The organism is Microbacterium sp. ZW3a (assembly GCF_057167165.1).
The window spans coordinates 978,234-1,004,319 of sequence record NZ_CM169903.1; the positions used below are offsets into that span (position 1 = coordinate 978,234).

At 70.3% G+C, this 26,086-nt stretch carries 18 protein-coding genes; 13 read left to right on the forward strand and 5 right to left on the reverse strand.

What is annotated here, in order from left to right:
- The first annotated feature begins 88 nt into the window (after nucleotides 1-88).
- On the forward strand, nucleotides 89-1,405 hold the full coding sequence (locus ACU6WY_RS04565; protein WP_483821276.1) for a M50 family metallopeptidase: 1,317 nt from the start codon (nucleotides 89-91) through the stop codon (nucleotides 1,403-1,405).
- 81 nt (nucleotides 1,406-1,486) lie between these two features.
- On the opposite strand, the gene ACU6WY_RS04570 is transcribed toward ACU6WY_RS04565, so the two are convergent.
- A complete protein-coding gene (locus tag ACU6WY_RS04570; protein WP_483821277.1) occupies nucleotides 1,487-3,424 on the reverse strand; it encodes an anthranilate synthase family protein in 1,938 nt (645 codons plus the stop codon).
- A gap of 203 nt (nucleotides 3,425-3,627) precedes the next feature.
- Between ACU6WY_RS04570 and ispG the strand changes: the two genes are divergently transcribed.
- Both ispG and ACU6WY_RS04580 read left to right on the forward strand, forming a co-directional pair.
- On the forward strand, nucleotides 3,628-4,779 hold the full coding sequence (ispG, locus tag ACU6WY_RS04575; RefSeq protein WP_483821278.1) for a flavodoxin-dependent (E)-4-hydroxy-3-methylbut-2-enyl-diphosphate synthase: 1,152 nt from the start codon (nucleotides 3,628-3,630) through the stop codon (nucleotides 4,777-4,779).
- A gap of 26 nt (nucleotides 4,780-4,805) precedes the next feature.
- On the forward strand, nucleotides 4,806-5,996 hold the full coding sequence (locus ACU6WY_RS04580) for a benzoate/H(+) symporter BenE family transporter (RefSeq protein WP_483821279.1): 1,191 nt from the start codon (nucleotides 4,806-4,808) through the stop codon (nucleotides 5,994-5,996).
- Nucleotides 5,997-6,041: 45 nt separating this feature from the next.
- Here ACU6WY_RS04580 and ACU6WY_RS04585 read toward each other — a convergent pair whose 3' ends face one another.
- The gene (locus ACU6WY_RS04585) at nucleotides 6,042-6,857 is read right to left on the reverse strand and encodes an NADH:ubiquinone oxidoreductase subunit 4 (chain M) (RefSeq protein WP_483821280.1); all 816 of its coding nucleotides are present in this window, start codon (nucleotides 6,855-6,857) and stop codon (nucleotides 6,042-6,044) included.
- Between the two features lie 107 nt (nucleotides 6,858-6,964).
- Here ACU6WY_RS04585 and ACU6WY_RS04590 point away from each other — a divergent pair, with 107 nt between their 5' ends.
- The 3 genes from ACU6WY_RS04590 to ACU6WY_RS04600 all read left to right on the forward strand — a co-directional run bounded on the left by ACU6WY_RS04590 (nucleotide 6,965) and on the right by ACU6WY_RS04600 (nucleotide 10,481).
- On the forward strand, nucleotides 6,965-7,498 hold the full coding sequence (locus ACU6WY_RS04590) for an RNA polymerase sigma factor (protein WP_483821281.1): 534 nt from the start codon (nucleotides 6,965-6,967) through the stop codon (nucleotides 7,496-7,498).
- A complete protein-coding gene (locus ACU6WY_RS04595) occupies nucleotides 7,495-8,613 on the forward strand; it encodes a hypothetical protein (RefSeq protein ID WP_483821282.1) in 1,119 nt (372 codons plus the stop codon). Before ACU6WY_RS04590 ends, ACU6WY_RS04595 begins: the two co-directional genes overlap by 4 nt.
- A 71-nt stretch (nucleotides 8,614-8,684) precedes the next feature.
- Nucleotides 8,685-10,481 carry a proline--tRNA ligase gene (locus ACU6WY_RS04600; RefSeq protein ID WP_483821283.1) on the forward strand — a complete coding sequence of 599 codons (1,797 nt, stop codon included), beginning with the start codon at nucleotides 8,685-8,687 and terminating at the stop codon, nucleotides 10,479-10,481.
- Nucleotides 10,482-10,547: 66 nt separating this feature from the next.
- Here the strand turns inward: ACU6WY_RS04600 and ACU6WY_RS04605 are convergent, their stop codons facing one another.
- From ACU6WY_RS04605 to ACU6WY_RS04615, 3 genes are all read right to left on the reverse strand, one after another.
- On the reverse strand, nucleotides 10,548-12,017 hold the full coding sequence (locus ACU6WY_RS04605) for a hypothetical protein (protein ID WP_483821284.1): 1,470 nt from the start codon (nucleotides 12,015-12,017) through the stop codon (nucleotides 10,548-10,550).
- Between the two features lie 95 nt (nucleotides 12,018-12,112).
- Nucleotides 12,113-12,736: a hypothetical protein gene (locus ACU6WY_RS04610; protein ID WP_483821285.1), complete on the reverse strand. Its 624-nt coding sequence runs from the start codon at nucleotides 12,734-12,736 to the stop codon at nucleotides 12,113-12,115.
- Between the two features lie 93 nt (nucleotides 12,737-12,829).
- A complete protein-coding gene (locus ACU6WY_RS04615; RefSeq protein ID WP_483821286.1) occupies nucleotides 12,830-15,400 on the reverse strand; it encodes a metallophosphoesterase in 2,571 nt (856 codons plus the stop codon).
- Nucleotides 15,401-15,552: 152 nt separating this feature from the next.
- Here ACU6WY_RS04615 and ACU6WY_RS04620 point away from each other — a divergent pair, with 152 nt between their 5' ends.
- From ACU6WY_RS04620 to infB, 7 genes are all read left to right on the forward strand, one after another.
- Nucleotides 15,553-16,374 carry an aldo/keto reductase gene (locus ACU6WY_RS04620; protein WP_483821287.1) on the forward strand — a complete coding sequence of 274 codons (822 nt, stop codon included), beginning with the start codon at nucleotides 15,553-15,555 and terminating at the stop codon, nucleotides 16,372-16,374.
- A 49-nt stretch (nucleotides 16,375-16,423) separates the two neighbouring features.
- Complete coding sequence (locus tag ACU6WY_RS04625; protein WP_483821288.1) at nucleotides 16,424-18,262, forward strand: lipase family protein; 1,839 nt, start codon at nucleotides 16,424-16,426, stop codon at nucleotides 18,260-18,262.
- Between the two features lie 96 nt (nucleotides 18,263-18,358).
- The gene (locus ACU6WY_RS04630; RefSeq protein ID WP_483821289.1) at nucleotides 18,359-20,863 is read left to right on the forward strand and encodes a glycogen/starch/alpha-glucan phosphorylase; all 2,505 of its coding nucleotides are present in this window, start codon (nucleotides 18,359-18,361) and stop codon (nucleotides 20,861-20,863) included.
- Between the two features lie 110 nt (nucleotides 20,864-20,973).
- Nucleotides 20,974-21,576 carry an HD domain-containing protein gene (locus ACU6WY_RS04635; RefSeq protein ID WP_483821290.1) on the forward strand — a complete coding sequence of 201 codons (603 nt, stop codon included), beginning with the start codon at nucleotides 20,974-20,976 and terminating at the stop codon, nucleotides 21,574-21,576.
- A gap of 282 nt (nucleotides 21,577-21,858) precedes the next feature.
- On the forward strand, nucleotides 21,859-22,848 hold the full coding sequence (nusA, locus tag ACU6WY_RS04640; protein WP_483821291.1) for a transcription termination factor NusA: 990 nt from the start codon (nucleotides 21,859-21,861) through the stop codon (nucleotides 22,846-22,848).
- Between the two features lie 33 nt (nucleotides 22,849-22,881).
- Nucleotides 22,882-23,133 (forward strand): YlxR family protein, encoded by a 252-nt coding sequence (locus ACU6WY_RS04645; protein ID WP_483821292.1) that lies wholly within the window; start codon nucleotides 22,882-22,884, stop codon nucleotides 23,131-23,133.
- A 93-nt stretch (nucleotides 23,134-23,226) separates the two neighbouring features.
- Nucleotides 23,227-26,037, forward strand: a complete 2,811-nt coding sequence (gene infB / locus ACU6WY_RS04650; protein ID WP_483821293.1) for a translation initiation factor IF-2 — start codon at nucleotides 23,227-23,229, stop codon at nucleotides 26,035-26,037.
- Nucleotides 26,038-26,086 lie beyond the last annotated feature (49 nt).

A 26,086-nucleotide genomic window follows, 5' to 3' on the forward strand; every position in this document is an offset into this window, starting at 1 on the left:
CCTCTCCATTCTCGCACCCGCCCCCCCCACAGCCTTCGCATCGTCGCCGCACGGGCGGTTCCAAGGCCCGTGGCGGTATCGTCGGCGGGTGACTGCGATCGCCTTCCTCATCGGCGTGCTCGTGCTCGTGATCGGCCTCGCCGTCTCGATCGCCCTGCACGAGCTGGGGCACCTCCTCCCCGCGAAGCTCTTCGGCGTACGGGTCGGCCAGTACATGATCGGGTTCGGTCCGACGCTCTGGTCGCGCCGCATCGGCGAGACCGAGTACGGGTTCAAGGCCCTCCCGCTGGGCGGGTTCATCTCGATGTCGGGGATGTACCCGCCGGCACCCGAGAACGGTGCGGCCCCCACGCGTCGTTCGCGTTTGTTCGCGACGATGATCCAAGACGCCCGCGACGCCAACGCTGAGACGATGATCGGCGGCGGCGACCGCGTCTTCTACAAGCTCCCCGTCTGGAAGCGCATCGTCATCATGCTCGGCGGGCCGGTGATGAACCTCCTCCTGGCCTTCGTGCTGTCGGCGGTCGCGGTCAGCGCCATCGGTGTGGCGGCGGGCACGACCACGGTCGCGTCGGTGTCGCAGTGCGTGATCCCGGCGAGTGAGAACCGCGCCGAGTGCGCGCCCACCGATCCGATCGCCCCGGCCGCGGCCGCCGGCATCCTTCCCGGCGACGTTCTCGTCTCGGTCGACGGCACCCCGGTGTCGACCTTCGCCGAGGCGGCGGAGATCATTCAGCGCTCGCCGGAGCGGGCGCTGCCGGTGGTCATCGAGCGCGACGGGGCCGAGCAGACCGTCACGATCACGCCCGCCCGCACGGATCGTGCGGTGACCGACGAGAACGGCCAGCCCGTGGTCGACGCCGCCGGCACCCCGGAGTACCAGACGGTGGGCTTCGCGGGACTCCGCGCGCAGGAGGCGCTCGTTCCGCAGCCGATCTGGGCCGGCCCCGAGGCGACGATCCAGCAGGTCGGCGCCGTCGCGCAGATCATGACGCAGCTCCCCGTGCGCATCTACGACACCGCGGTCGACCTGTTCACCGGTCAGCCGCGCGACCCGAACGGTCCGCTCAGCGTCGTGGGCGCCGGGCGTCTGGCCGGCGAGTTCGCCGCGGTCGATGCGCCCGTTCTCGCGCGGGTGCAAGCGATCATCTCTCTGCTCGCATCGCTGAACATCGCCCTGTTCGTCTTCAACCTCATCCCGCTGCTGCCGCTGGACGGCGGCCACGTCGTGGTGGCGCTGTGGGACGGGGTGAAGCGCTGGTTCGCGCGCATCCGCGGCAAGGTCGCCCGGCCGGTGGATGCCACGAAGCTCGTGCCCGTGACCTTCGTGGTCGTCGTGCTGCTCATCGGTATGGGCGGCATCCTGTTCCTCGCCGATGTCTTCAACCCGATCCAGCTGCTGTAGGAGCCACGCAACTCCTGCTGCGGACACGGTCCGCGGCGCTGGGCCGCTCCCCGACGGGGATCTGCAGGAGATGTGCGCGCGTCAGAGCGCGTGGGCGATCAGCCGCTCCAGGGTGCGCATGCCGTCGCGCGACAGGATGGACTCGAGGTGGCCCTGCACACTCGCGACGGCGGGGCCGCGCAGGGCGTACACGTCGCCGGTCTCGTCGGCGGCGACCTCAGCGACGACGTCGGTCGTGTCGGATCCGGCACCGACCGTCATGCCCCGTTCGGTCGTCCCCGGGGCCACGCGCGCCGTGAACGTGTTGTAGAACCCGATCGCGGCGGGCTCGCCGAATACGTCGACGCTCTTCTGCAGACCCTGGTGCGGCTGCGCGAGGGGCGCGAGATCGATGCCCAGCTGATCGGCGAGGATCTGATGGCTCAGGCACACCGCCAGCAGGGGAGCGCGGCGGAAGAGACGGCGGGAGACGACGCGGCGCATCGCCTCCATGCGGGCGCTGTCGTCGCGCGGGTCACCCGGGCCGGGGCCGGCGACGACGAGGTCGGCGGCATCCACGTCGGCGTCGGTCGTCTCGGACCAGTGCACGATGCGGGTGTCGAGCCCGAGGTGGCGCAGCTGGTGCGCGAGCATCGTGGTGAAGCGGTCCTCGGCATCCACGACCAGTGCGGTGCGCCCGGCAAAGGGTCCCGAACCGTCGGGGTCTTGCGGGTTCATCCAGAACGGCGCGAGACGCTCGTTCCGGGATGCCAGGAGCTCGGCGATCGCGGGATCCTCGGCGAGCGGGCGGCGCGGGGCGACCGGCGCGTCGGGATCGGCGTCGGGGTCGGGTGCGGGGACCGTGTCGCGGGGGATCGCCCCGATCGCACCGAGCACCCCGGCAGCCTTGCCGTGCGTCTCGCCGACCTCGCCGTACGGGTCGGAGTGGCGCACGAGGGTCGCGCCCACCGGCACCCGCAGGCGTCCGTCGACGAGATACGCGGTGCGGATGAGGATGGGGGCGTCGAGGTCGTGGGTCACGCCCTCCGCAGCACCGTTCGGCGTGAAGAGCGCCGCGACGCCGGAGTAGTAGCCGCGCGGAGCCGTCTCGTGGCGGGCGATCACGGTGCACGCGTTCTGCATGGGAGAACCGGTCACCGTGGGCGCGAACATCGTCTCGCGCAGGATGTCACGCGGATCGAGCGTGCTGCGCCCGCGCAGCATGTACTCGGTGTGCGTCAGCCGAGACATCTCTTTCAGGTGCGGTCCGGTGATGCGTCCGCCGTCGCTGCAGACGGCGCTCATCATCTTCAGCTCCTCGTCGACGACCATGAAGAGCTCCTCGGTCTCTTTGGTCGAGCGCAGGAACTCCGCGAGCGTCTCCGACGTCGCGCCGCCCTGCGGGTGACGGAACGTGCCCGAGATGGGGTTCATCGTCACGATGCCCTCGCGCGCGCTCACGTGCGCCTCGGGGCTCGCCCCGACGGCGATGTGGCCGGGGGTCACGACGGCGAAGGTCCAGTACGCGCCTTTCTCGTGCTCGAGCAGCGCGCGGAACCATGTGAGCGCGGCGACGCGCGGGTCGGCGTCGACACCGGCGACGAAGTCGCGACGGATGACGAAGTTCGCCCCCTCGCCGCGGCCGATCTCGTCGGCGATCACCCGGCGGACGATGTCGGCGTAGGCCTCGTCGTCGATGTCGAACCCGGCGTCCTCGAGGGCCACGGGGGCCGACGGGAGGGATGCCAGGACCTCGGCGCGGGGGAGTGGCATCCGCTCGTCGATCACGAGGCAGCGCAGCGGCGCGCCGTCGTCGTGGCAGACGAAGCCGCGCTCGCGCACCTGGCGGAACGGGACGAGCGCGAGCACCTCGCGCGGGATGCCGTGGGCGTCACGGAGCGGGATGTCGGCCAAGAGATCGACGTCGACCACGGTGCCGGTGAGCACCTCGACGGTCGCGTCGTCGCGCGCGATGAGCGCGAACGGTGCGTCGCCGGTGAGGAGGTCGTGGATCAGGGAGGAGGGGTCGGGCCCGGTCATCGAAGTACTTCCGTCTGAGATCGAGGGTCCAAAGCGGCCGCCGGAAACACGAAGACCGCCCGGATCCCGAGGGAGGGCGGTCTGTCGCACGCATGCTCACCGCCTAGACGGTGGGCCACCAGCAGGTATACGCGTGCATGGCGCCGAACCTATCACAGAGCGCCCTCAGCCCTCGCCCGGGTGCGGCGGCGTAGGCTGGGCCCGTGCCTGCAGTGAACATCGGGATGCCCCGCGTACCGGAGGTCCTCGCTCCCCGTCGGAAGACGCGCCAGATCAAGGTCGGTAAGGTCCTCGTCGGCGGTGACGCTCCCGTCAGCGTCCAGTCGATGACGACCACGCCGACGACCAACATCAACGCCACCCTGCAGCAGATCGCCGAGCTCACGGCATCCGGGTGCGAGATCGTCCGCGTGGCGGTGCCGTCGCAGGACGACGCCGACGTGCTGCACATCATCGCCAAGAAGAGCCAGATCCCGGTCATCGCCGACATCCACTTCCAGCCGAAGTACGTCTTCCAGGCGATCGACGCCGGGTGCGGCGCGGTGCGCGTGAACCCCGGCAACATCCGCAAGTTCGACGACCAGGTCGGCGCCATCGCCGCCGCGGCCAAGGCCGCCGGGGTGTCGCTGCGCATCGGCGTCAACGCCGGATCCCTCGACCGTCGCCTGCTCGAGAAGTACGGCAAGGCCACCCCCGAGGCGCTCGTGGAGAGCGCGGTGTGGGAAGCCTCGCTGTTCGAGGAGCACGACTTCCACGACTTCAAGATCTCGGTCAAGCACAACGACCCGATCGTCATGGTCAAGGCCTACCGCCTCCTCGCCGAGCGCGGCGACTGGCCCCTGCACCTCGGCGTGACCGAGGCGGGCCCGGCGTTCCAGGGAACGATCAAGAGCGCGACGGCCTTCGGCATCCTGCTCTCCGAGGGCATCGGTGACACCATTCGTGTGTCGCTCTCGGCGCCGCCGGCCGAAGAGGTCAAGGTCGGGCACCAGATCCTGCAGTCGCTCAACCTGCGCGAGCGCAAGCTCGAGATCGTCTCGTGCCCCTCGTGCGGGCGCGCCCAGGTCGACGTGTACACGCTCGCCGACGACGTCACCGAGGGACTGAAAGACATGACGGTGCCGCTCCGCGTCGCGGTCATGGGTTGTGTTGTCAACGGACCCGGTGAAGCGCGCGACGCTGACCTGGGGGTCGCCTCCGGTAACGGCAAGGGCCAGATCTTCGTCAAGGGCCAGGTCGTCAAGACCGTGCCCGAGGCCGAGATCGTGCAGACGCTCATCGAGGAGGCCAACCGCCTCGCCGACGAGATGGGTCCGGATGCCACGCCGGGAACGGCGCAGGTCATCACCGCCTGACGCGGTCCGCTAGCGTCGGGAGTCTCATGTCGGAGACTGCCGTTGCCCCCGTGTCGCTCGCCCGCCCGCTCGTCGCGGGGATGGTGACGGCGCTCGTCGGCTTCACGAGTACGTTCGCCGTCGTGCTGACGGGCCTGCGCACCGTCGGCGCCACGCCCGCCCAGGCCGCGAGCGGTCTGCTGGCGATCACCCTCGTGGTGGGCGTGGGCTGTATTTTCCTGGCGTGGCGGTACCGCATGCCGATCACGATCGCGTGGTCGACGCCGGGGGTCGCGCTGCTGGCCGCCACCGGCGCGGTCGAGGGCGGGTGGCCGGCCGTCGTGGGCGGGTTCCTCGTGTCGGCGGCGCTCATCCTGTGCACCGCTCTGTTCCCGCCGCTGGGAGCACTCATCGCCCGCATTCCGCCGTCGATCGCCCAGGCCATGCTCGCGGGCGTGCTCCTGCCGCTGTGCGTCGCGCCCTTCGTCGGGCTCGTCGGCGACCCGTGGGGGGTCGCGCCGGTGCTGATCGTCTGGCTCGTGGCATCCCGGCTCGTGCCCCGGTGGGCGGTCCCGCTGGCTTTCGTCGCCGCGATCATCGTCGTCGCGATCGAGCTCGCCCGCACCGGGGTCGACGCGGATGCCGCGACCCTGCTGCCGCGCCTGGAGTTCACCGCCCCGACGCTTACCGTCGGCTCGGTCGTCGGGATCGCCCTGCCGCTGTTCGTGGTGACCATGGCCTCGCAGAACGTGCCGGGCGTCGCGGTCATGCGGAGCCTCGGGTACACGATCCCGTGGCGCCCGGCCATGCTGGTCACCGGACTCGGTTCGGGGCTCGCCGCCACCGCCGGCGGCCACGCGGTGAACCTCGGCGCGATCAGCGCGGCCATCGCCGCCGGTCCGGACGCGCACCCCGACCCGCAACGGCGCTGGGTGGCCGGCGTCTCGGCCGGCGGAACGTACCTCGTGCTCGGCGGGCTCTCCGCCGCCTTCGCGGCGATCGTGTTGCTCGCCCCGCCGGGTGTCATTCCCGCCGTCGCCGGGGTAGCGCTGTTCGCCGCGTTCGGCTCGGCGGTGCAGCAGGCCATCGATGACCCGGGTGAGCGCCTCCCCGCCGTGGTCACCTTCCTCGTCGCGGCATCCGGGATCGCCGTCGCCGGGGTCAGCGCGGCGTTCTGGGCGCTGGTGGCCGGGCTCGTCGTGCGCACCGTTCAACACGTCGGGCGGCGGCGGGCCTGACCGTCGGCTCGCGCGCTGCGGTGGTCGGCGCGGCAGTGCGGGGGATCAGTCCAGGCCGAACTCGGCGCGGATGCGTTCGCGCGCGTCGGCGTACTCGGGCGTGGCTGCGAAGAACGCGAACTTCTCGCCGATGACCGAGTCGGCGTCGGTGTCGGGCTCGAGGACGTAGGTGGCGAAAGTCTCGGCGAAGTCCTCCGACGCGTTGGTCGCGGCGTAGTCGCTGACGAAATCGCCCTCGTGCGCCGCGTAGAACTCCCCGGCCACGTCGGAGTCGACGTTGTCGCGCGCGGGGGCGTCGTCGTATCCGGACCAGAATCGCTGGGCGAATCTCTCCAGGTCGGAGTCGGGGAGGAGGCATCCGGCCCCGCTCCACTCGGTGTCGCACTCGGTGGCGTCGGGGTCGACGTCGTCGATGCCGAGGCTCAGGAGATGGGCGTACTCGTGCACGAGCGTCGACAGCAGCAGGTCGGCGTCGTCGGCGTAGGCCAGGTTCGCCGCGAACACCCATTTCGTCGGGTCGCCCTCGTCGCTGGTGACAGAGGCCAGGGTGTCGCTACCCGAGTCGTCGCTCGTTTGGTACCCGGTGATGTCGGATGCCACGAAGGCGGGCGTCGCGACGCGCACGAAGTCGTCCCACACCTCGCGTGCGCGTCCTTCGGGTTCGGGGTCGAGAGTGCCGTCGGCCTGCAGCGCGTACGTGCCGGTCACGGTGAAGTCGCTACCGGACTCCGCGGAGGGCTGGCGTGTTCCGGTTCCGAACCATCCGGTCGCGCCGCCCACGGCTCCGATGCCGACCCAGGTCAGCACGCCCACGAGAAGGGCGAGGGAGGCGGTGAGGAGAACGATCCAGCGGGTGCGCACCTGCTCACCCTAGGGGGCGCGGTGGGGGCGGTGAGGGCGTGGCCGATTCGTTATCGAACCGGCCGTGTCGGCGGGAACCGATCCGCGGGACGCGGACACTACTGAGTGTGGATGATGACGACGCGGGGCTGTGGGCCCGGGTACGCCAAGGCGACGAGCTGGCGCTCGCCGCGCTGTTCGATCGACACGAGGCGCGGTTGTTCCGGCATGCCTCGAGGTTGTTGACAGCGCGGGAGGACGCGAAGGATGCCGTTGCGGTGGCGTTCTTCGAGCTGTGGCGCAAGCGCGCGTCGGTGCGCCTGGTCGAGGGATCCCCGTTGCCGTGGCTGCTGACGACAGTGGCGCACTGCGCGCGGAACCTGGAGCGATCGAGCCGACGGTATCGGGTGCTGCTGGACCGCGCGCCGGTGCCCGAGACGGTGGTGTCGCCGCCGGGGCACGATGACAGCGGCGTCCTCGCCGCACTGAAGCGGCTGCCCGAGCGGGAGCAGGCGGTTGTGGTGCTGGCGGTTCTGGAGGGCTACGCGGAGCGCGAGGTCGCGCAGGCTCTCGGCATCCCCGCGGGCACCGTGAAGTCCCGTCTGGCGCGAGCCAAAGCGAAGCTGCGTAACGACATCGCTCTGGAAGGGGCACGGTCATGAACGACGAACTGACGCCCGAAGAGCGCGCCGCCTTGCGCGCACGGATCGTGGGCGGGGCGCGAGGGATCACGCCGGTCGGTGCGCACCGGGGCGCGTGGATCGCGGGATCCATTGCCGCGGTGCTGGTGGTCGCAATCGCCGGGGGAGTGGTCGCGACCTCAACGCTGAGCGCGCCGCCGGTGGCGACCACTCCGTCGCCGAGCCCAAGTCTCACTCCGACGACCGAGCCGACGCGGACGTTCACGCCAACGCCCACGTTGACTCCCACGCCGGTACCCGTCGGAATCGCGCCGTTCGCCGGCGCGTGCGACAACGTCGCCGATCCTGGCATCCTTGCGAACGCGACGGGATACGACATGTACCTCGCCGGCTCCAGCTGGAGTTCGGGTATCGAGACGGTCCGTGGTGGTCTGACGTGTGTATGGGCGTCGCGGGGCGAGTATTTGGCTGCTCTGTTGTCCGTGAGTGTCTTTCCGGAGGGCGTCGAACGGCCGACAACCCGCCCGCTGGCCGAGCCGGGCTGCGATCTCGTGGACAGAATCACGTGCGTCCGGATCGCGACGGTGAACGCGATGACTGTGAGGGTAGAGATGTCGGCTCCCCTGGACGTCGTTGAGCGGGGCTCGAAAGAGATGCTGGATGCTGCGGTCTCGCGCATCGGTGATTACCCCGTAGGCGTCGCTGCGACGCCAACGGGGGACTGGTGGGCGCCACTCCTGTGTGAAGACTTGGTCGCGGCTTTCGATGCCCCCGCGCTGGGTGCCGACTCTGTGACGGTGAAGCCCGCGGAATTCTCATCGATTCCGAATGACTGTGACATTGCATTCTTCTTCGGGGACACGCGGTGGACCGCGTCGGCGCATGTGGTGCCCGGTGGGGCAGTCGACCTGCCTACTGTTCCGGCAGCGGGAGGCGAGGCGGTCGAGGTTGCCGGCGCGGAAACCGCGTACTGGGTCAGCACCAGCGACGGCATAGATGGAGGCGGTGGGCGTTCCCTTGTCGCCAGCGACGGCACGAACGTGCTCGTCGTCTACGTGGCCGCCCACGGAGGTGACCTTGACCTCGACCTCCAGCGCGCGGTTGCGGTAGCCGAGCGCGTTCTGCGGACGGTATAAGGATTGTCTGGACGACTCCCTCCGCCGCGCTCGGCTGAGTCCGTGGCATCCACCGCTCTAGACTCGACTCCGTGGTCACCCGTCTGTCGAACTACTTCCTCCGCACGCTTCGCGAAGACCCCTCGGATGCCGAGGTCACGAGCCACCGTCTGCTCGTGCGCGCCGGCTACATCCGTCGCAACGCCCCGGGCATCTTCGCGTGGTTGCCACTGGGACTGAAGGTCAAGGCCAAGATCGAGACCGTCGTCCGCGAGGAGATGGCGAACGCGGGCGCCTTCGAGGTGCACTTCCCGGCGCTGCTGCCTCGTGACCCCTACGAGCAGACCGGGCGCTGGGACGAGTACGGCGACGCGCTGTTCCGCCTGCAGGACCGAAAGGGCGCCGACTACCTCCTCGCGCCCACGCACGAGGAGATGTTCACGCTCCTGGTGAAAGACCTGTACTCGTCGTACAAAGACCTGCCGCTGACGATCTATCAGATCCAGGACAAGTATCGCGACGAGGCGCGCCCCCGCGCCGGCCTCCTGCGGGGCCGCGAGTTCACGATGAAGGACGCGTACTCCTTCGACGCGACCGACGCGGGCTTGGATGCCTCGTACCAGGCGCAGCGCGACGCGTATGAGCGCATCTTCCAGCGTCTGGGGCTCGAATACGTCATCGTTGCGGCGGACGCCGGGGCCATGGGCGGATCGAAGTCGGAGGAGTTCCTGCACCCGACCCCGATCGGCGAGGACACCTTCGTGCGCTCGGCCGGCGGCTACGCCGCCAACGTCGAGGCGTTCACCACGGTCGTGCCCGAGGCGCTGCCGATCGAGGGGCAGCCCGAGCCCGTGATCTTCGATTCACCGAACACCCCGACGATCGCGACGCTCGTCGACCACTCCAACGCGCATCTCGACGCCCCGACCCCCGGCATCGCGGGCCCCGCCACCGCCGAGGCCGGTGAGTGGACTGCCGCGCACACGCTCAAGAACGTCGTGCTCGCTCTCACGCACCTCGACGGCACCCGCGAGATCGTCGTCGTCGGCATCCCCGGCGACCGCGACATCGACGACAAGCGCGTCGAGGTGGCGTTCGCCCCGGCCGAAGTCGAGGCCGCCACTGAGGCCGACTTCCAGAAGTTCCCCCTGCTGGTGAAGGGGTACATCGGCCCCTGGTCGCCCGAGGGTGCCGTGCTCGGTGAGGAGTCGGCGACCGGCATCCGGTACTTCCTCGACCCGCGCGTGGTCGACGGCACCGCCTGGATCACCGGCGCCAACATCGATCAGAAGCACGTGCACTCGCTCGTCGCGGGCCGTGACTTCGTCGGCGACGGGGTCGTCGAGGCTGCCACGGTGCGGCCGGGTGACCCGGCCCCCGACGGCTCGGGCCCCGTGGAGCTGGCGCGCGGCATGGAGATCGGCCACGTCTTCCAGCTCGGCCGCAAGTACGCCGAGGCGCTGGGACTGAAGGTGCTCGACGAGAATGGCAAGCTCGCGACCGTGACGATGGGCTCGTACGGCATCGGCGTCACTCGGATCCTCGCGATCATCGCCGAGCTGAACAACGACGACAGGGGCCTCATCTGGCCCGCCTCGGTTGCCCCGTTCGACGTGCACGTCGTGGCGACGGGCCGGGATGCCGTGGCCTTCGATCTCGCGGCATCGGTGTCCGACCAGCTCGAGACCGCGGGGCTGGACGTGCTCTACGACGATCGCCCCAAGGTTTCGCCCGGCGTGAAGTTCGGCGATGCCGAGCTCGTCGGCATCCCGCGCATTCTCATCGTCGGCCGCGGTGCTGCCGACGGCGAGGTGGAGCTGTGGGACCGCCGCACGGGGGAGCGCGAGACGCTGCCGGTGGCCGAGGCGGTCGCCCGGCTGACCGCCTGAGGATCGAACGAGCGTACGACGTCGTACGGCCCCTGCACGAGGTGCGGGGGCCGTACGCGTTTCTGGTCAGCGTCGACGCGCCCGCCAGGATGCCGTGCCGGCGACCCCCGCGACCAGGAGCGTCGCGCCGAGCACTAGCAGGCCCGGATCGAACCCGCCGCCGGTCGCTGGCAACGATCCCGGATCCGACCGTGTCGGGACCGGCGTGGGAGTCGGGGTGGGCGTGGGCGTGGAGTCCGGCGACGGGGTGGCCGCCGGCGCCGGTGTGATGTCGACCCGCACCTCCACCCCCGCCGGATCGTGCAGCGACGCTGCCCAGGCCTCGGTGCTGGACGTGCCGAGGAACGTCAGTGTGGACGCGCCGATCGCCAGGAGGACGATCGCCCACGCAGACGGGCGGGCGTCCCGTCGACGCAGAGGCGGTGTCGCCGGTGTGGGGGCCGCTTCGACGCTCGGCTCGGTGGCGGCGCCAGCCGTTCCGTCGGCGGCGGACTCGGCCCGGCCCTCGGCGCGCGCTGCCTCGATGAGACGCGCGGTGCTCGCCCTGTTCCGCCGACGCTGCCAGAGCCACGACACGAGCAGGCCGACCGCGATCGCCAGGGTCACCAGCTGCGAGAACGGCACGGCGGCGACGCCGGTCGTCGCGCTCGAGGTCTGCGTTCCCGCGACACGGAGCTCCTCGCTGACGGCGACCGGAGTGGCGGTGACCTGCGCGTCGTACCAGAACAGCGGCCACGTGCGCGCGAACCGCACGCTGCCGGTGCGGGTCTCGCCCGGGGCGATGTCGAGGATCTCCTCGCCGAGTTGCTCGCTCGCCGCCAGCCCGAAGGGGCCGGCGACCGCGACGGTGGGCTGCGTGCGAAGGCGCGTGTTGCCGGTGTTGCGGATCTCGTAGGCGACCTCGAGGTTCCCCGGTTCGAAGGGATTGACCGAGCCCGCGAAGCCCCCGGAGATCCCCGTCGCGATCTCGGCGCGGAGCTCTCCGGTCACGCGCGTCATGACGCGGAAGCCGATGCGGGATTCCACACCCACCGCACCGGAGCCGACCGACAGGATGCTCGCGGCGACGCCCGCGGGGTGGTCGCCCGGGCTCGCGTCGTCGGGGACGACGATCGTGAACGGGACGACCTCGGACCCGCCCGCCGGAACCGTGACCGAGGCGGGGAGGGTGATCCACGTGCCGGCTTCCGTGGAGGTGCGGTCGGAGGGGAGCATGGAGAATCGCCCGGTGTCGGTGAAGTAGCCGTCCGCGGCTGTCAGGCGGAACTCCACCTCGCTGTCGCTGAAGTTCGAAACGACCAGATGCTCCGTGCGCTCCGCCCCGGGGTCAGCCTCCCACTCGACCCACGAACGTCCGTCGGACCCGGCCGCGTCACCGGGGCGCACAGACCAGGTCACGTCCGCCGAGTCGGGAGTGGCGGAGGGGGCGGCCGTCATCAGGGACGCCGCCGGGGAGAGGGCGGCGGCGGGAAGGGGGGAGAGCGCGAGAGACGCCGCCAGAACGGGGGCGGCGACGGAAGTCCAGAGTGCGTGCATGGGGGGAGTACCTCGGAACGGCGCGGGGAGCGCGCCAGGATGGGGCGGCGGGGTCGGAGGGCACAGAAGCCCTCCGACCCCGCCGAACGGTGTGCTTACTCGAAGAGGGACAGGGTGATGACCGACGAGTAGGCGCCGGGCTCGACGTCGGCTCCGACCTTCAGCTGCAGGCCGGCGGTCGCGCTCCACTGTCCACCGGCCGCGCCGGCGCTGTCGCCGAGGAACAGAAGCTCCTTGTCGGCGCTGCCCAGACCGAGGCCGCCGTCCTCGGCGCCGAGGACGTCGCCGCCGACCGAGATGAACGGCTCACCTTCGCCGGCACCCTCGACGAGCGCGGGGGTCCACCCGAGGTGGTCGGCGCTGATGGACGTGTTGTCGGGGCCGGCGAAGTCGCTCGCCGATCCGAGGACGTACCAGGCGGCCCCGGCGGGGACCTCGTCCGCGGTGCGGGTGTCGGTGACGGTGACGGTCGGAAGGGCGCCGGTGAACTGACGGACGAGCTCGGTCGAGCCGTTCTCGCTCAGCTCGGTGGACGCGGAACCGGCGACGGTCATGGCGAGCACGCCGGGCTGGTCGATCTCGCTGATCTCGACGTTGACGTCGATGTCCTGGTCGCCCAGGTTCGTTTCGGCAGCCGAGGCCGCGGCCGTTCCGGCTGCGACGAGGAGGACGGCGCCGAAGGCGATGACGGTGGAGCGCAGTGCGCGAGGGGTGTTCATGTCTGGTTTCTCCTTGGATGCGAAGTTCCCACCGGGGTGGGCGGGGTTCGATCCGGGGGTCGGCCCGATGGGCCGGCCCCCGGACACGGGGTGTCAGGACGCGGCGTAGGCCAGGGTCTGAGTGAGGGTGACGGGCGAGCCGCCGACGACGCCGGTCACGGTGACCGTCGCCGCACCGGCGGGGAGCGAGGCCAGGCGGCTGTTCAGCGACACGTTCGCCGTCGCACCGGGCTTCACAGCGGGGAAGGTCTTCGTGCCGTAGTCCGTCGCGATCGTGATAGTGACGGGCATGGACTCGTTGTTGACCACCGACACCGAGAGGTACTTCTTCCCGGCGAGGGTGCGCGTGCTCGTGCTGGCGGTGACGTCCAGGACGGGGGCTTCCTCGATGGCGAAGCTCACCGGACGTGCCTCGGCCGAGCGGCTGCCGAGGGCCTGCGTGATCTCGAGGTCGTGCTGACCGGCGGCGACACCGTCGGTCACCTCCATCTCCCACGTGCCATCGGCCCGGACGGCGGTCTCGGTCGGCGCGATTCCGCTCGTCGCACCGTTGGCCGCGGCGAGGCGAACCTCGGCGCCGGGGAACCCGGTGCCCGCGAAGCGGACCGACGAGACGTCGGAGCCGAGCGTGCCCTCGGGGGCCTCGTCGATCGTGAGGCCGGTGAGGTCGGCGCGCTGGGTCAGCCACTGGTCGGGCGTGGTGGCGTGATCGATGATGCGGGTCTCACCCACGCAGCCGTGCCAGCCGTTGCGAGCGGCGTTGTCGACCCAGTCGGCACCGAGGATCCAGGAGTGGCCCTCGTGCCAGGCCATTCCGCCCACGTTGGTGGCGTTGCGCAGCACCGGAGCGCCGTCGACGTACATGGTCGTCGTGCGCGAGGTGGGGTCGTTCACGACCGCGACGTGCGACCAGGTGTCGACCATGATCTCGCCCGACCAGTTCGTGCGGTCGCCGAGCCCGGCGTTCTTGTCGAGGCTGGTCCACTGGAACTCGCGAAGGTTCGAGATACCCAGGGCGCTGGGGGAGGCGGTCCAGTCCCACTGCGTGCGCGGCACGCCGATCTGCGACCGGTTGCCGGTGCGGGTGAGGAACTTCGACCACTGGTTGGCCGCGGCGGTCCAGTCGGCATCCATCTTGACGAAGGTCTCGATGGTGTAGCCGTCGGAGAGATCGGCGTCGTTGATCGCGGCGTCGGCGGCCGTCCTGAGGTAGCTGAACCGCGAGCCCGACGAGTTGTCGAAGCACGCCGCGGCACCGTCGGAGGAGAAGCCGTGTACGTCGGTGTTCTCGACCGTGAGGTCGGCCCACTCGGTGCCGACGGTGTTCGTGGTGGCCGGGTCGGGGCGGGTGAGGTCGTTGTCGCCGGCGACGTCCTCGATCACGGTGTCGCCGGTGACGACGCCCTCCGTGCCGTTGAAGCGCCAGTGGGCGAGCGTGCCGTCGACCTCGACGAAGTCGCGCTCGTTGCCGGGGAGTTCGGTCGTGATCGGGTCAGGACCCTCGAAGCCGTCCAGCAGGATGCCACGGGCCGCCGCGCTCAGCGACGGCTCATCGGGCGTCCCGGCGGTGAAGGTCGGCGCGAAGCCGGCGAAACGCTCGCTGAAGTCCAGGTCGAGCGTGTAGCGCTGGTGGACTCCGTCTAGGAGCGGCTGGTCGTATGAGGTGAGCGTCTCCTGCGGCTTGAACGTGACCCAGGGCGACGCCGTCTCGAGTGAGATGGTGTCGTTGGTGAGGTCGAACTCGAACAGGCCGAGGTAGCCGTTGCCGCCCTCGTACGCCATCTGGTAGTCCATGAGGATCTGGTGAACGGGGTGACCGAAGTCGTTGGTCTTCACCTGGCGGGTCGCGCCGTGGAAGTGTCCGTTCAGCGTCATGAAGATCTGGTCGTTGCTCTTGATGAGCTTCTCCCACATCCGCTCGCTGTCCCCGGTCTCCAGCGGCGACGTCTGGTCGGCCGCGACGTTGAGGAGCGCGTGGTTCGTCAGGATCACCGGGACGGTGGGGTGCGCGTCGATCACGCTCTGCGCCCAGGCGAGGGTCTGGTCGGAGGGGCGCCACGACAGCGCGAGCGACATGAACTGCTGTCCCTCGGCCTCGAAGATGTGGTACTGGCTCAGCCCGGTCGGGTCCGACCCCTCGTAGGTCGACTGCAGCGCCGCACGCGTCGGACCGAACCAGCGGGTGAACGGCTCATTGGCGGCATCCAGCTCGTTGTCCCACTTGCCGCTGTCGCGCACGTCGTGGTTACCGGGGAGGATCGAGTAGGGCAGGTCGGCGTCGTCGAACACCTTCATCGCCCGGTCGGCGGCTTCCCACTCCCGCTGGGTGCCGGCCCGGTCGACGATGTCGCCCAGGTGCGCCGTGAAGGGGATGTTCAGCTCGTCGGCGTGGGCGGCGAGCCACTTGGTCTGCTCGGCGAAGGGGTCGGAGCCGTAGCGCGGGAAGAACTGGTCGGACGAGTACCGCGAGTAGAACTGCGTGTCGGGCAGGACGGCGAGCGTGAACCGCGAGGCGAGGTCTTCGCCGGGCTCGCCCACGGGGGCTGCGATCGCCGCGGGGGCGGACCCGGCGGCGAGCAGACCGGCGGCGAGGCCGGCCGTCGCGCCGACTGCGACGCACCGACGCGCGAATCGAGTGATCGGGTGGGGCGTGGAGGGTGCCACGGATGCTCCTTGATCGGTGTGGGGTGGGTGCGACAGATGAGGAAGGTCCGGGTGTGACCCCTCTGACGGTTCCGGTCGCAGGTGTCCGAAGGGTGGCCGCGAGGTCACCCAGGGCTGACCCGTCCGTCACGGGACGGCGATAGCGTGGAGGCATGATCAGCGCTCCCCTTCTCCCGCTCGCCGGCGGCCGCGGCATCCCGCAACTGGGTGTCGGAACCTACAAGGTGCCCGCCGACGCGACGGCGGATCTCGTGGCCGGAGCGCTCGACGCCGGCTATCGCCACATCGACACCGCGGCCCTCTACGGCAACGAGAAAGAGGTCGGCGAGGGGGTACGGCGAAGCGGTCTGGACCGCGACGAGATCTTCGTCACGACGAAGGTGTGGAACGACGACCAGGGGTTCGACGAGACCCTGCGCGCGTTCGACGCCAGTAGCGGGCGGCTCGGGCTCGACCGTGTCGATCTGTACCTCATCCACTGGCCGATCCCCAGCGCCGACCGCTACGTCGACACCTGGCGCGCCCTCGTCCGCCTCCATGAGGAGGGACGCGCCACCGCGATCGGCGTGAGCAACTTCTCCGCGATCCACATCGACCGGCTCCGTGATGAGGTCGGGGTGACCCCCGCCGTCAATCAGGTGGAGCTTCACCCTCGCTTCCCGCAGTCCGAGCTGGTGGAGTGGAACACCGCCCGCGGCATCGTCACCGAGTCGTGGGCGCCGCTGGCCCGCGGCGGCCTGCTGGACGAGCCCGCGCTGGCGCGCATCGGTGCCCGGTACGGCAAGACGCCGGCTCAGGTCGTGATCCGCTGGCACCTCGACCGGGGCCTCGTCGTCTTCCCGAAGTCGGTCTCGCTGGAGCGTCTGCGCGAGAACGGCGACGTCTTCGACTTCGCGCTCGACGCCGACGACCACGCCGCCATCGCGGAGCTGGAGACCGGCGAGCGCACCGGACGCGACCCCGACCTCGACTGACGGTGCCGGCGCGGCGCTCGTCGACCGCGCGGCTGTCTATCATTGCCGAATGCCCGCCCCCTCCCGATCTCTGTCGCGGCGGTGGAGCGTTCTCCCCGAGCTCGTGCGCACAGCGCCGCCGCGCGTCCTCCTCATCGTGGGGGCGGTCGTGGTGGTTCTCGGCGTCCTCATCGTCACGCGCCCGCTGACCTCGATCGTCCTGCTCGGCCTCTACATCGGCGTGAGCGCCGTGGTCACCGGGGTCCTCGGGCTCGTGGGACGCCCGGCGGGGTGGTGGCCCCGGATCGTTGCGGTGGTCTGGATCGTCGCCGGACTCGGGGTCTTGGTCTGGCTCGGCCGCAGCCTGGAGCTGCTGCCGACGGTGCTGGCGGTGCTGCTGATCATCGGCGGGCTCGCCTCGATCGGTGGTGTGCTCACCGGCGGTGCTCCGAGCGTGCGTGTGCTGCGGGGATCGTGGGGGATCGCTCAGCTGGCCTTCGGCGTGCTGTCGTTCACCTGGCCCGACGTCACGGTGCTCGTGCTGGCGGTGATCTTCGGTCTGCGCACGGTGGTGTTCGGCCTGGGCGTGTTCGTGCGCGGAGCACGTGGCATCCGTCGACCGCGTCCCGCGGGAGAGTCTCAGGATGCCGCCCGCCGGGCGCGTCGGCGGATCGTGCGTGCGCGCTGGGCTGCGGCGGGCCGGTACGCGCTTTCTCTGGTGCTGGTGGTCACGGCCGCCGGCGGCTGGTTCCTCAACGACTGGCTGCAGGACGGCGCGCCCGTCGTGGACGCGTTCTACGATCCGCCCGCGGAGCTCCCCTCGGGCCACGGTCGCCTCATCCGCTCCGACGACTACCTCGGTCGCGCCCCCGAGAACGGCAATGCGACGCGCATCCTGTACACGACCCGTGACGCCGTGGACGAGCCGGCGGTGGCGAGCGCCCTGGTGATCGTGCCGACGGATCCGCCGCCGGGCCCCCGCCCCGTGGTCGTGTGGAATCACGGCACCACCGGCGTGGCGCAGGGCTGCGCCCCGAGCCTGCGCGACGCCTCCGCCACGCGCTGGTCGATCCCGGCGCTGGAACAGGCGTTGAAGGCCGGATGGGTGGTGGTCGCCTCGGACTTCTCGGGACAGGGGGCTCCCGGCACCTACCCCTACCTCATCGGGGAGGGGGAGGCCCGGTCCTCTCTCGACGCGGTGCTGGCCGCGGGCGAACTGCGCACCGATCTCGTGCTCTCGCCCGACACCGTGGTGTGGGGGCATTCGCAGGGCGGGCACGCGGCGCTGTGGACGACGGCGATCGCCGAGGACTACGCTCCCGGCCTCGACGTGCTCGGGACCGCGGTGATCGCCCCCGTGGCCGACCCGCCCGCTCTGGCCCGCGAACTGCTCTCGGGGCCGCCGAACGCCCTGCTCTCGGTGCTGACGTCGTGGGTTCTCGTGCCCTACTCCGAGACATACGCCGACGTCGACCTCGACGACTACATCGCCGAGGGGTCTCGCTCGATCGTGTTCGAGATGACGCAGCGGTGCCCGAGTGAACCCGGGGTGGTCGTCTCGGTGCTGGCCGCCCTCGGCGTCTCGGAGGACCGCCCGCTCTACCGCGCCGACCTCACGGACGGGGCGCTCGGACGGCGCCTGGCCGAGAACGCCATGACCCGGCCGCTCGGCAGCCCGATGCTGGTCGCATGGGGTTCCGACGACGAGGTGATCCCGCCGCGCCTGCAGCGCGACTACGTCGATGGGCTCTGCGCCCAGGGGCAGGCGGTGCGCTGGGCGACCTACGCCGGCTACGACCACATCCGTCCGCTCCTGCCGAAGTCACGGTTCCTCCCGGTGCTCTACGACTGGACGAAGGGGCTGTTCGAGCGTCGCGCCCAGGTCGTCGACGGCTGCGGTCTGCGCTGAGCGCGGATGCGTCGCGCGTGCGGCGCGACGGTGACGATCGTGTGTCGTTCCCGTGGTGCCTTGGCGTGAGGGCACGGGACTGATTACGGTCGAACCGTGCCCGAGAACACTCCCTCCGCGTCCGAGCTCCGCCCCACCCACCCGCTCGCGCTCGCGCCCGTCGCCGCGCCGCCGGCCTCGGTCGATGGATTCGTCCGCCGCTTCCTGCAGAACCTCAACTTCGATCAGGGCGTGGCGCTGTCGGCATCCGACGACAATGACCGTTACCTCGCACTCGCCGGGACCGTTCGCGATTACCTGATGGCGCGCTGGCTCGACGACCAGGCGCAGCAGACGCGGCAGCAGGCCAAGACCGTCTGCTACCTCTCGGCCGAGTACCTGCTGGGGCGCCAGCTCGACAACAACCTGCTCGCGGCGCGCCTGACCGAGATCGCGACCGAGGCGCTGGCGCAGTGCGGCATCGACATCGATGACATGCGCGCGCTCGAGATCGAGCCCGGCCTCGGCAATGGCGGCCTGGGTCGCCTCGCCGCCTGCTTCATCGACTCGCTCGCGACGATGAGCGTGCCCACCATCGGGTACGGCATCCGGTACGAGTACGGCATCTTCCGCCAGGCCTTCGCCGACGGGCAGCAGGTGGAGCAGCCCGACGCGTGGCTGCGCCTGGGGTCGCCGTGGGACTTCCCCCACCCCGAGGCGGCGCAGACGATCTCGTTCGCCGGCCACACCGAGACCTACGACGACGACGGCGTCGAGCGCTCGCGCTGGGTGCCCGCGTGGAACGTCCTCGCCGTGCCGTACAACATGATGGTCCCCGGCTATCACAACGGCCGCGTCAACACCCTGCGGCTATGGCGCGCGGTGGCCACCGACGCCTTCGACCTGCACACCTTCAACTCCGGTGACTACGTGCAGTCGGTGCGCGCGCAGACCTTCGCCGAGAACATCTCGAAGGTGCTCTACCCCGAGGACTCCACGCCCCAGGGGAAGGAGCTACGGCTGCAGCAGCAGTACTTCTTCGTCGCCGCCTCGATCGCGGACTTCATCGAGAACGTGCTGCCCGAGGGGTTCGACCTCGACGCGCTCCCCGAGCGCGTGATCTTCCAGCTCAACGACACCCACCCCGTCATCGGCGTGCCCGAGCTCATGCGCGTGCTCGTGGACGAGAAGAAGATGGGGTGGGATGCCGCCTGGGCGATCACGCAGAAGTGCTTCGCCTACACCTGCCACACGCTGCTCCCCGAGGCGCTGGAAGTCTGGCCCGTCGACCTGCTCGGACGCCTCCTGCCGCGCCACCTCGAGATCATCTACCGCATCAACGACGCCTTCCTGCTCGAGGTGCGCGAACGCTTCGGCGACGACGAGATGCTGATCCGCAACATGTCGATCATCGGCGAGCACCCCGCACGCTCCGTGCGGATGGCCTACCTCGCCACCGTCGCGGGGTCGAAGGTCAACGGCGTCGCCGCGCTGCACTCGCAGCTGCTGCGCGAGAACGTCCTGAAGGACTTCGCGCAGATGTGGCCCGACAAGTTCACCAACGTCACCAACGGCGTGACCCCGCGGCGCTTCCTGCGCCTCGCGAACCCCGACCTCTCGACCCTGATCACCGAGGCGCTCGGCGCGGGGTGGACGGTCGACCTCGAGCGCCTGCGGGGCCTGGAGGCGCTCGCCGACGACCCCGAGTTCCGCGAGCGGTTCGCCGCGGTCAAGGCGTCGAACAAGCGTCGCCTCGGCCGGGTGCTCGAGGCCCGCGACGGGGCGTCGATCGACGACAGCCACCTCCTCGACGTCATGATCAAGCGTCTGCACGAGTACAAGCGGCAGACGCTGAAGGTGCTGCACATCGTGAGCCTGTACGACGGCATCATCTCGGGCCGCGTGCCGATCGAGACGGTACAGCCGCGCACGTTCCTCTTCGGAGCGAAGGCCGCGCCCGGCTATGCGATGGCCAAGCGCATCATCCATCTCATCAACGCCGTCGGCGAGGTGGTCAACGCCGACCCGCGCGTGCAGGGGCGGTTGAAGGTGCTGTACCCGGCCAACTACAACGTGACCCTCGCCGAGAGCATCATCCCCGCCGCCGACCTGTCCGAGCAGATCTCGCTCGCGGGCAAAGAGGCGTCGGGCACCGGGAACATGAAGCTCGCCCTCAACGGTGCGCTGACGATCGGCACCGACGACGGCGCCAACGTCGAGATCCGCCAGCTCGTCGGCGACGAGAACTTCTTCCTCTTCGGCATGAGCGAGCCCGAGGTCGAGGCGCTGTGGTCCGAGGGGTACCGCCCCGCCGACTTCTACCAGCGCGACGAACGGCTCCGTGCCGCGCTCGACCTCATCGCCTCGGGGGCGTTCTCGGGCGGCGACCGCTCGGTGTTCGAGCCGATCGTGTCGAACCTGCTGTACGAGGACCGCTTCATGGCGCTCGCCGACTTCGGCTCCTACGTCGACGCGCAGGAGCGCGTCGACGCGGCGTACGCCGATCAGGACGCCTGGGTGCGCTCGGCGATCCTCAACGTCGCACGCAGCGGCTTCTTCTCCTCCGACCGGGCGATGCGCGACTACCTCGACCGCATTTGGCACGCCTCGCCGGTGAACTGAGCTCGCTCTGGCAGGAAGCTGCCGGAGGCTGGCCGTCGGGCGGCGGCGGCGCGCGGGCGGCGTCGGCAGAGTGGAAGTGGGGTCCTGCAGCCCCGCCCGAAGGAGCCGCCATGCGTCTGTCTGATCTGTCCGCGCCCGACACCGCCGCCGCGCGCGGTGCACGGGAGCTGGCGCAGCTCTACCAGTCGCCCGCGATCACGGACCACGCCCTGCGTTCGTGGCTGTGGGCGGAGGCGTTCGCCCGCGTGGACGGCATCACCGGGATCGACCACGAGCTGCTGTACGTCGCGGCGGTTCTGCACGACATCGGCACGGTGACCGAGTTCGACAACCACACGCTGTCGTACGAGCACGCCGGCGGTCACGTCGGCATCGCTCTCACCGCGGGCGCGGGATGGGCGGCCGCGCGGCGCCAGCGCGTGCTCGAGGTGATCGTGCGCCACAACTGGCCGCGGGTGGATCCGGCGATGGATACCGAGGGGTACCTGCTCGAGACGGCGACCGGGCTAGACATCTCCGGCGCCCGGCCCGACGCGCTCCCGCCGGAGTTCGTGCGGGAGGTGCTCCGGGCGCACCCGCGCGGAGCGCTCGCGGCGGAGTTCGGCGCGTGCGTCGCGGACCAGGCGGCCCGCAAGCCCGACACGGCCGCCCGGCGCCTCCTTGACGGGGGAGTGCGGGCGAAGCTGGCCGCGAATCCCCTCGAGCGCGTCTGACGCGGTGCGGCGCGGGGTCGGGTACCGGGGTGCCGCGTGCCGAACTCCGGAGTTCTTCGTCGGCCTGCGGGCACCGTCCGCGGAATCACGCGGGGCCGCCTCCACGTGCCCGCCGACTCTCCGGAGTTACGCACAGCGGGAGCGAGAGACAGGATGCCGAGAAACGCCTGTGCGGTGGCATCCGGAACCGCTCCTCGGGTCGCGAGGCGAGCGGTATCCCGGGTATCGTAGGAGGGTTGTCGGCGCCGCTCGTGCCGACGAGAGCTGAATACGGAGGGTCTTGTGGACATCGATCTCGCACTTCTGAAGACGATCGAACGCGAGAAGGAGATCCCCTTCGATGAACTCGCGCGCATCATCGAGCAGGCGATCCTGACCGCCTACGCCAAGCACATCTCGCCCAGCGGCGAGATCCCGGAGGGTGCGCGCGCCGAGCTCGACCGCAAGAGCGGTCACGTCGGCATCTTCACGCCCGTCCTCGATGATCAGGGCGTCGTGATCGGCGAGGAGGAGCAGGCGCCCGACGACTTCGGTCGTATCGCCGCCTTCGCCGCCAAGCAGGTCATCAGCCAGCGTCTGCGCGACATCGCCGACGACGCGGTGCTGGGGGAGTTCCGCGGCAAAGAGGGCGACATCGTCGCCGGTGTCGTCCAGCAGGGTCCGAACCCCCGCATGGTGCACGTCGACCTCGGCACGGTCGAGGCGATCCTCCCGCCCGAGGAGCAGGTGCCCGGCGAAACCTACGCGCACGGCTCGCGTCTGCGCGTGTACGTCACCTCCGTCTCCAAGGGCACCAAGGGGCCCCAGATCACCGTGTCGCGCACGCACCCCGGCCTGGTGCGCAAGCTCTTCGCGCTCGAGGTGCCCGAGATCGCCTCCGGTCTGGTCGAGATCGTCTCGCTCGCGCGCGAGGCCGGTCACCGCTCGAAGATCGCGGTCAAGGCCAACGACCCGACCGTCAACGCCAAGGGTGCCTGCATCGGCGAGCTCGGCCGCCGCGTGCGCGCCGTCACCGAGGAGCTCGCGGGCGAGAAGATCGACATCATCGATTACGACGCCGAGCTCCCGCGCTTCGTGGCCAACGCGCTGTCTCCGGCGAAGGTCACCTCGAGCTTCGTGCTCGATGCCTCGACCAAGGCCGTGCGCGCTCTCGTGCCCGACTACCAGCTGTCGCTGGCGATCGGCAAAGAGGGGCAGAACGCCCGTCTGGCCGCCAAGCTGACCGGCGCGAAGATCGACATCCAGCCCGACAGCATCCTCGAAGACAACTGAGCGTCCGTCGCTCGGGCGACGGCGAGGTGTACGATGGAACCAGTACGAACGTGCGTCGGATGCCGCGTACGTGCCCCCCGATCCTCGCTTCTGCGGGTGGTCGCGGAGGGGTCGGTGCTCGTCAGAGACGAGCGGGCGATCCTGCCGGGACGGGGTGCGTGGGTGCACGAGACGGACGCGTGCGTGGGGAAAGCTCTCGCGCGTCGCGCCTTCGTACGAGCATTGCGTGTGTCAGGCCCGCTTGACACGCAGACCTTCGAATCAACCCTCCAGCGAAACGGCTGAACGGCTATGGACACGAAGTGAACGGCTCGAAATGAGACCCGTCCGCAACTAACGGTCTGCCCTGTCCGGGGTAGGCCCTCAGACAGGAGAATTGTGGCAAAACCACGCGTGCACGAGATCGCCTCCGAACTCGGCGTCGACAGCAAGGTCGCGCTTGCGAAGCTGAAGGAGCTCGGCGAGTTCGTCAAGAGCCCTTCGTCCACCATCGAGCCCCCGGTGGCCCGTAAGCTCCGCGCCGCTCTCGCGGCCGAGGGCTCGTCCGGTTCGTCGGATGCCAAGCCTGCCGCGCCCGCGGCCCGCCCCGGTCCGGCGCGTCCCGCGGCCACCCCGGGTGCGCGTCCGTCGGGCCCCACGCCCGGACCCGCGAAGCCCGCCGCCCCGAAGAGCGCCCCCGCTCCCAAGGAGCCGGCTCCCGCGGCATCCACCCCGGCCCCGGCTGCTCCGGCGGCCCCGGCAGCGCCCGCTCCGGCGGCCTCTGCTCCGGCGACCCCCGCGGAGTCCGCTCCGTCGTCGCCCCCCAAGCCCGGTGGTCCCAAGCCCGGTCCCGCTGGTGCGACCCCGCAGCCCCCGCGTCCGGGTGGCTCTTCGCGCCCCGGCAACAACCCCTTCGCTTCCTCGCAGGGCATGGGCCAGCGTCCCGCCGGCCCGCGCCCGGGCAACAACCCCTTCGCTTCGGCGCAGGGTATGGGCCAGCGCCCGACGCCCGGGAACATCCCGCGTCCCCAGGCGCCGCGTCCGGGCGCTCCGCGTCCCGGCGCCCCGCGTCCCGGTGGTGCCGGTCGTCCCGGTGGCGGCGGTCGTCCCGGTGCACCGTTCCAGCAGCGTCCCGGCGGCCCCGGTCGTCCCGGCGGTGCCGGTGGCGGCTTCCAGCGTCCCGGTGGCGCCCCCGGTGGTGGCGGCGGTTTCGCCGGTCGCCCCGGTGGTGGCGGCGGCCGTGGTCGCGGCCCCGGCGGTGGTACCGCGGGTGCCTTCGGTAAGGGTGGCGGCAAGTCCAAGCAGCGCAAGTCGCGTCGGGCGAAGCGGCAGGAGTTCGAGATGCGGTCGGCGCCGGTCGTCGGCGGCGTCAACGTCTCGAAGGGCAACGGCGAGATCATCCGTCTCCGCCGCGGTGCCTCCATCTCCGACTTCGCGGACAAGCTCGAGGCGCTGCGCGGCTACACCGTGCAGCCCGGCACGCTCGTGACCATCCTGTTCAACCTGGGTGAGATGGCCACCGCGACCGAGTCGCTCGACGAGGCCACCTTCGAGGTCCTCGGTGCCGAGCTCGGCTACAAGATCCAGATGGTCTCGCCCGAGGACGAAGACAAAGAGCTCCTCGAGGGCTTCGGTCTCGACCTCGATGCCGAACTCGAGGCCGAGAGCGAGGACGACCTCGAGATCCGTCCTCCCGTGGTCACCGTCATGGGTCACGTCGACCACGGTAAGACGCGACTGCTCGACGCCATCCGCCAGACGAACGTCGTGGCGGGCGAGGCCGGTGGCATCACGCAGCACATCGGTGCGTACCAGGTCTGGACCGAGCACGAGGGCATCGAGCGCGCGATCACCTTCATCGACACCCCGGGTCACGAGGCGTTCACCGCCATGCGTGCCCGTGGTGCGCAGGTGACCGACATCGCGATCCTCGTGGTCGCGGCCGACGACGGCATCATGCCCCAGACGGTCGAGGCGTTGAACCACGCCCAGGCGGCGAACGTGCCGATCGTGGTCGCGGTCAACAAGGTCGACAAGCCCGACGCCAACCCCGCCAAGGTGCGCCAGCAGCTCACCGAGTACGGTCTGGTCGCCGAGGAGTACGGCGGCGACGTCATGTTCGTCGACGTCTCGGCACGCCAGGGCACGAACATCCAGGAGCTTCTGGATGCCGTGCTGCTGACCGCCGACGCCGGGCTCGACCTGACGGCCAACCCGAACAAGGCTGCCCGCGGTGTCGCGATCGAAGCGAAGCTCGACAAGGGCCGCGGTTCGGTGGCCACCGTGCTCATCCAGTCGGGAACGCTGCGCGTCGGAGACGCGATCGTCGCCGGTACGGCCTACGGCCGTGTTCGCGCGATGATCGACGAGAACGGCGACGCGGTCGACGAGGCCTACCCCTCGCGTCCCGTCCAGGTGCAGGGACTCAACTCGGTCCCGCGTGCCGGCGACGTCTTCATCGTCACCGAGGAAGACCGCACCGCGCGCCAGATCGCTGAGAAGCGTGAAGCCGCCGAGCGTAACGCCCAGCTGGCCAAGGCCCGCAAGCGCATCTCGCTCGAGGACTTCACCCGTGCTCTCGAAGAGGGCAAGGTCGAGTCGCTCAACCTCATCATCAAGGGTGACGTGTCGGGTGCCGTCGAGGCGCTCGAAGAGTCGCTGCTCAAGATCGAGGTCGATGACAGCGTCCAGCTGCGCATCATCCACCGCGGTGTGGGTGCGATCACCGAGTCGGACATCAACCTGGCCACGATCGACAACGCGATCGTGATCGGCTTCAACGTCCGCCCCGACACCAAGGCCCGCGAGCGTGCCGCCCGCGAGGGTGTGGACGTGCGGTTCTACTCGGTCATCTACAACGCGATCGACGACGTCGAGCAGTCGCTCAAGGGCCTGCTCAAGCCGGAGTTCGAAGAGGTCCAGTCGGGTGTCGCCGAGATCCGCGAGGTGTTCCGCTCCTCGAAGTTCGGCAACATCGCCGGTGTCATCGTTCGCTCGGGCACGATCACGCGAAACGCGAAGGCTCGTGTCATCCGCGACGGTGTGGTGCTGGCCGACGGTCTGGCCATCGAGTCGCTGCGCCGGTTCAAGGACGACGTCACCGAGGTCCGCACGGACTTCGAGTGTGGTATCGGCCTGGGCAAGTTCAACGACATCCAGATCGGCGACGAGATCGAGACCACCGAAATGGTCGAGAAGCCGCGCGGCTGATTCGTCGAGCGGGGGTCGCGTCTTCGGGCGCGGCCCCCGCTCCGTCCTC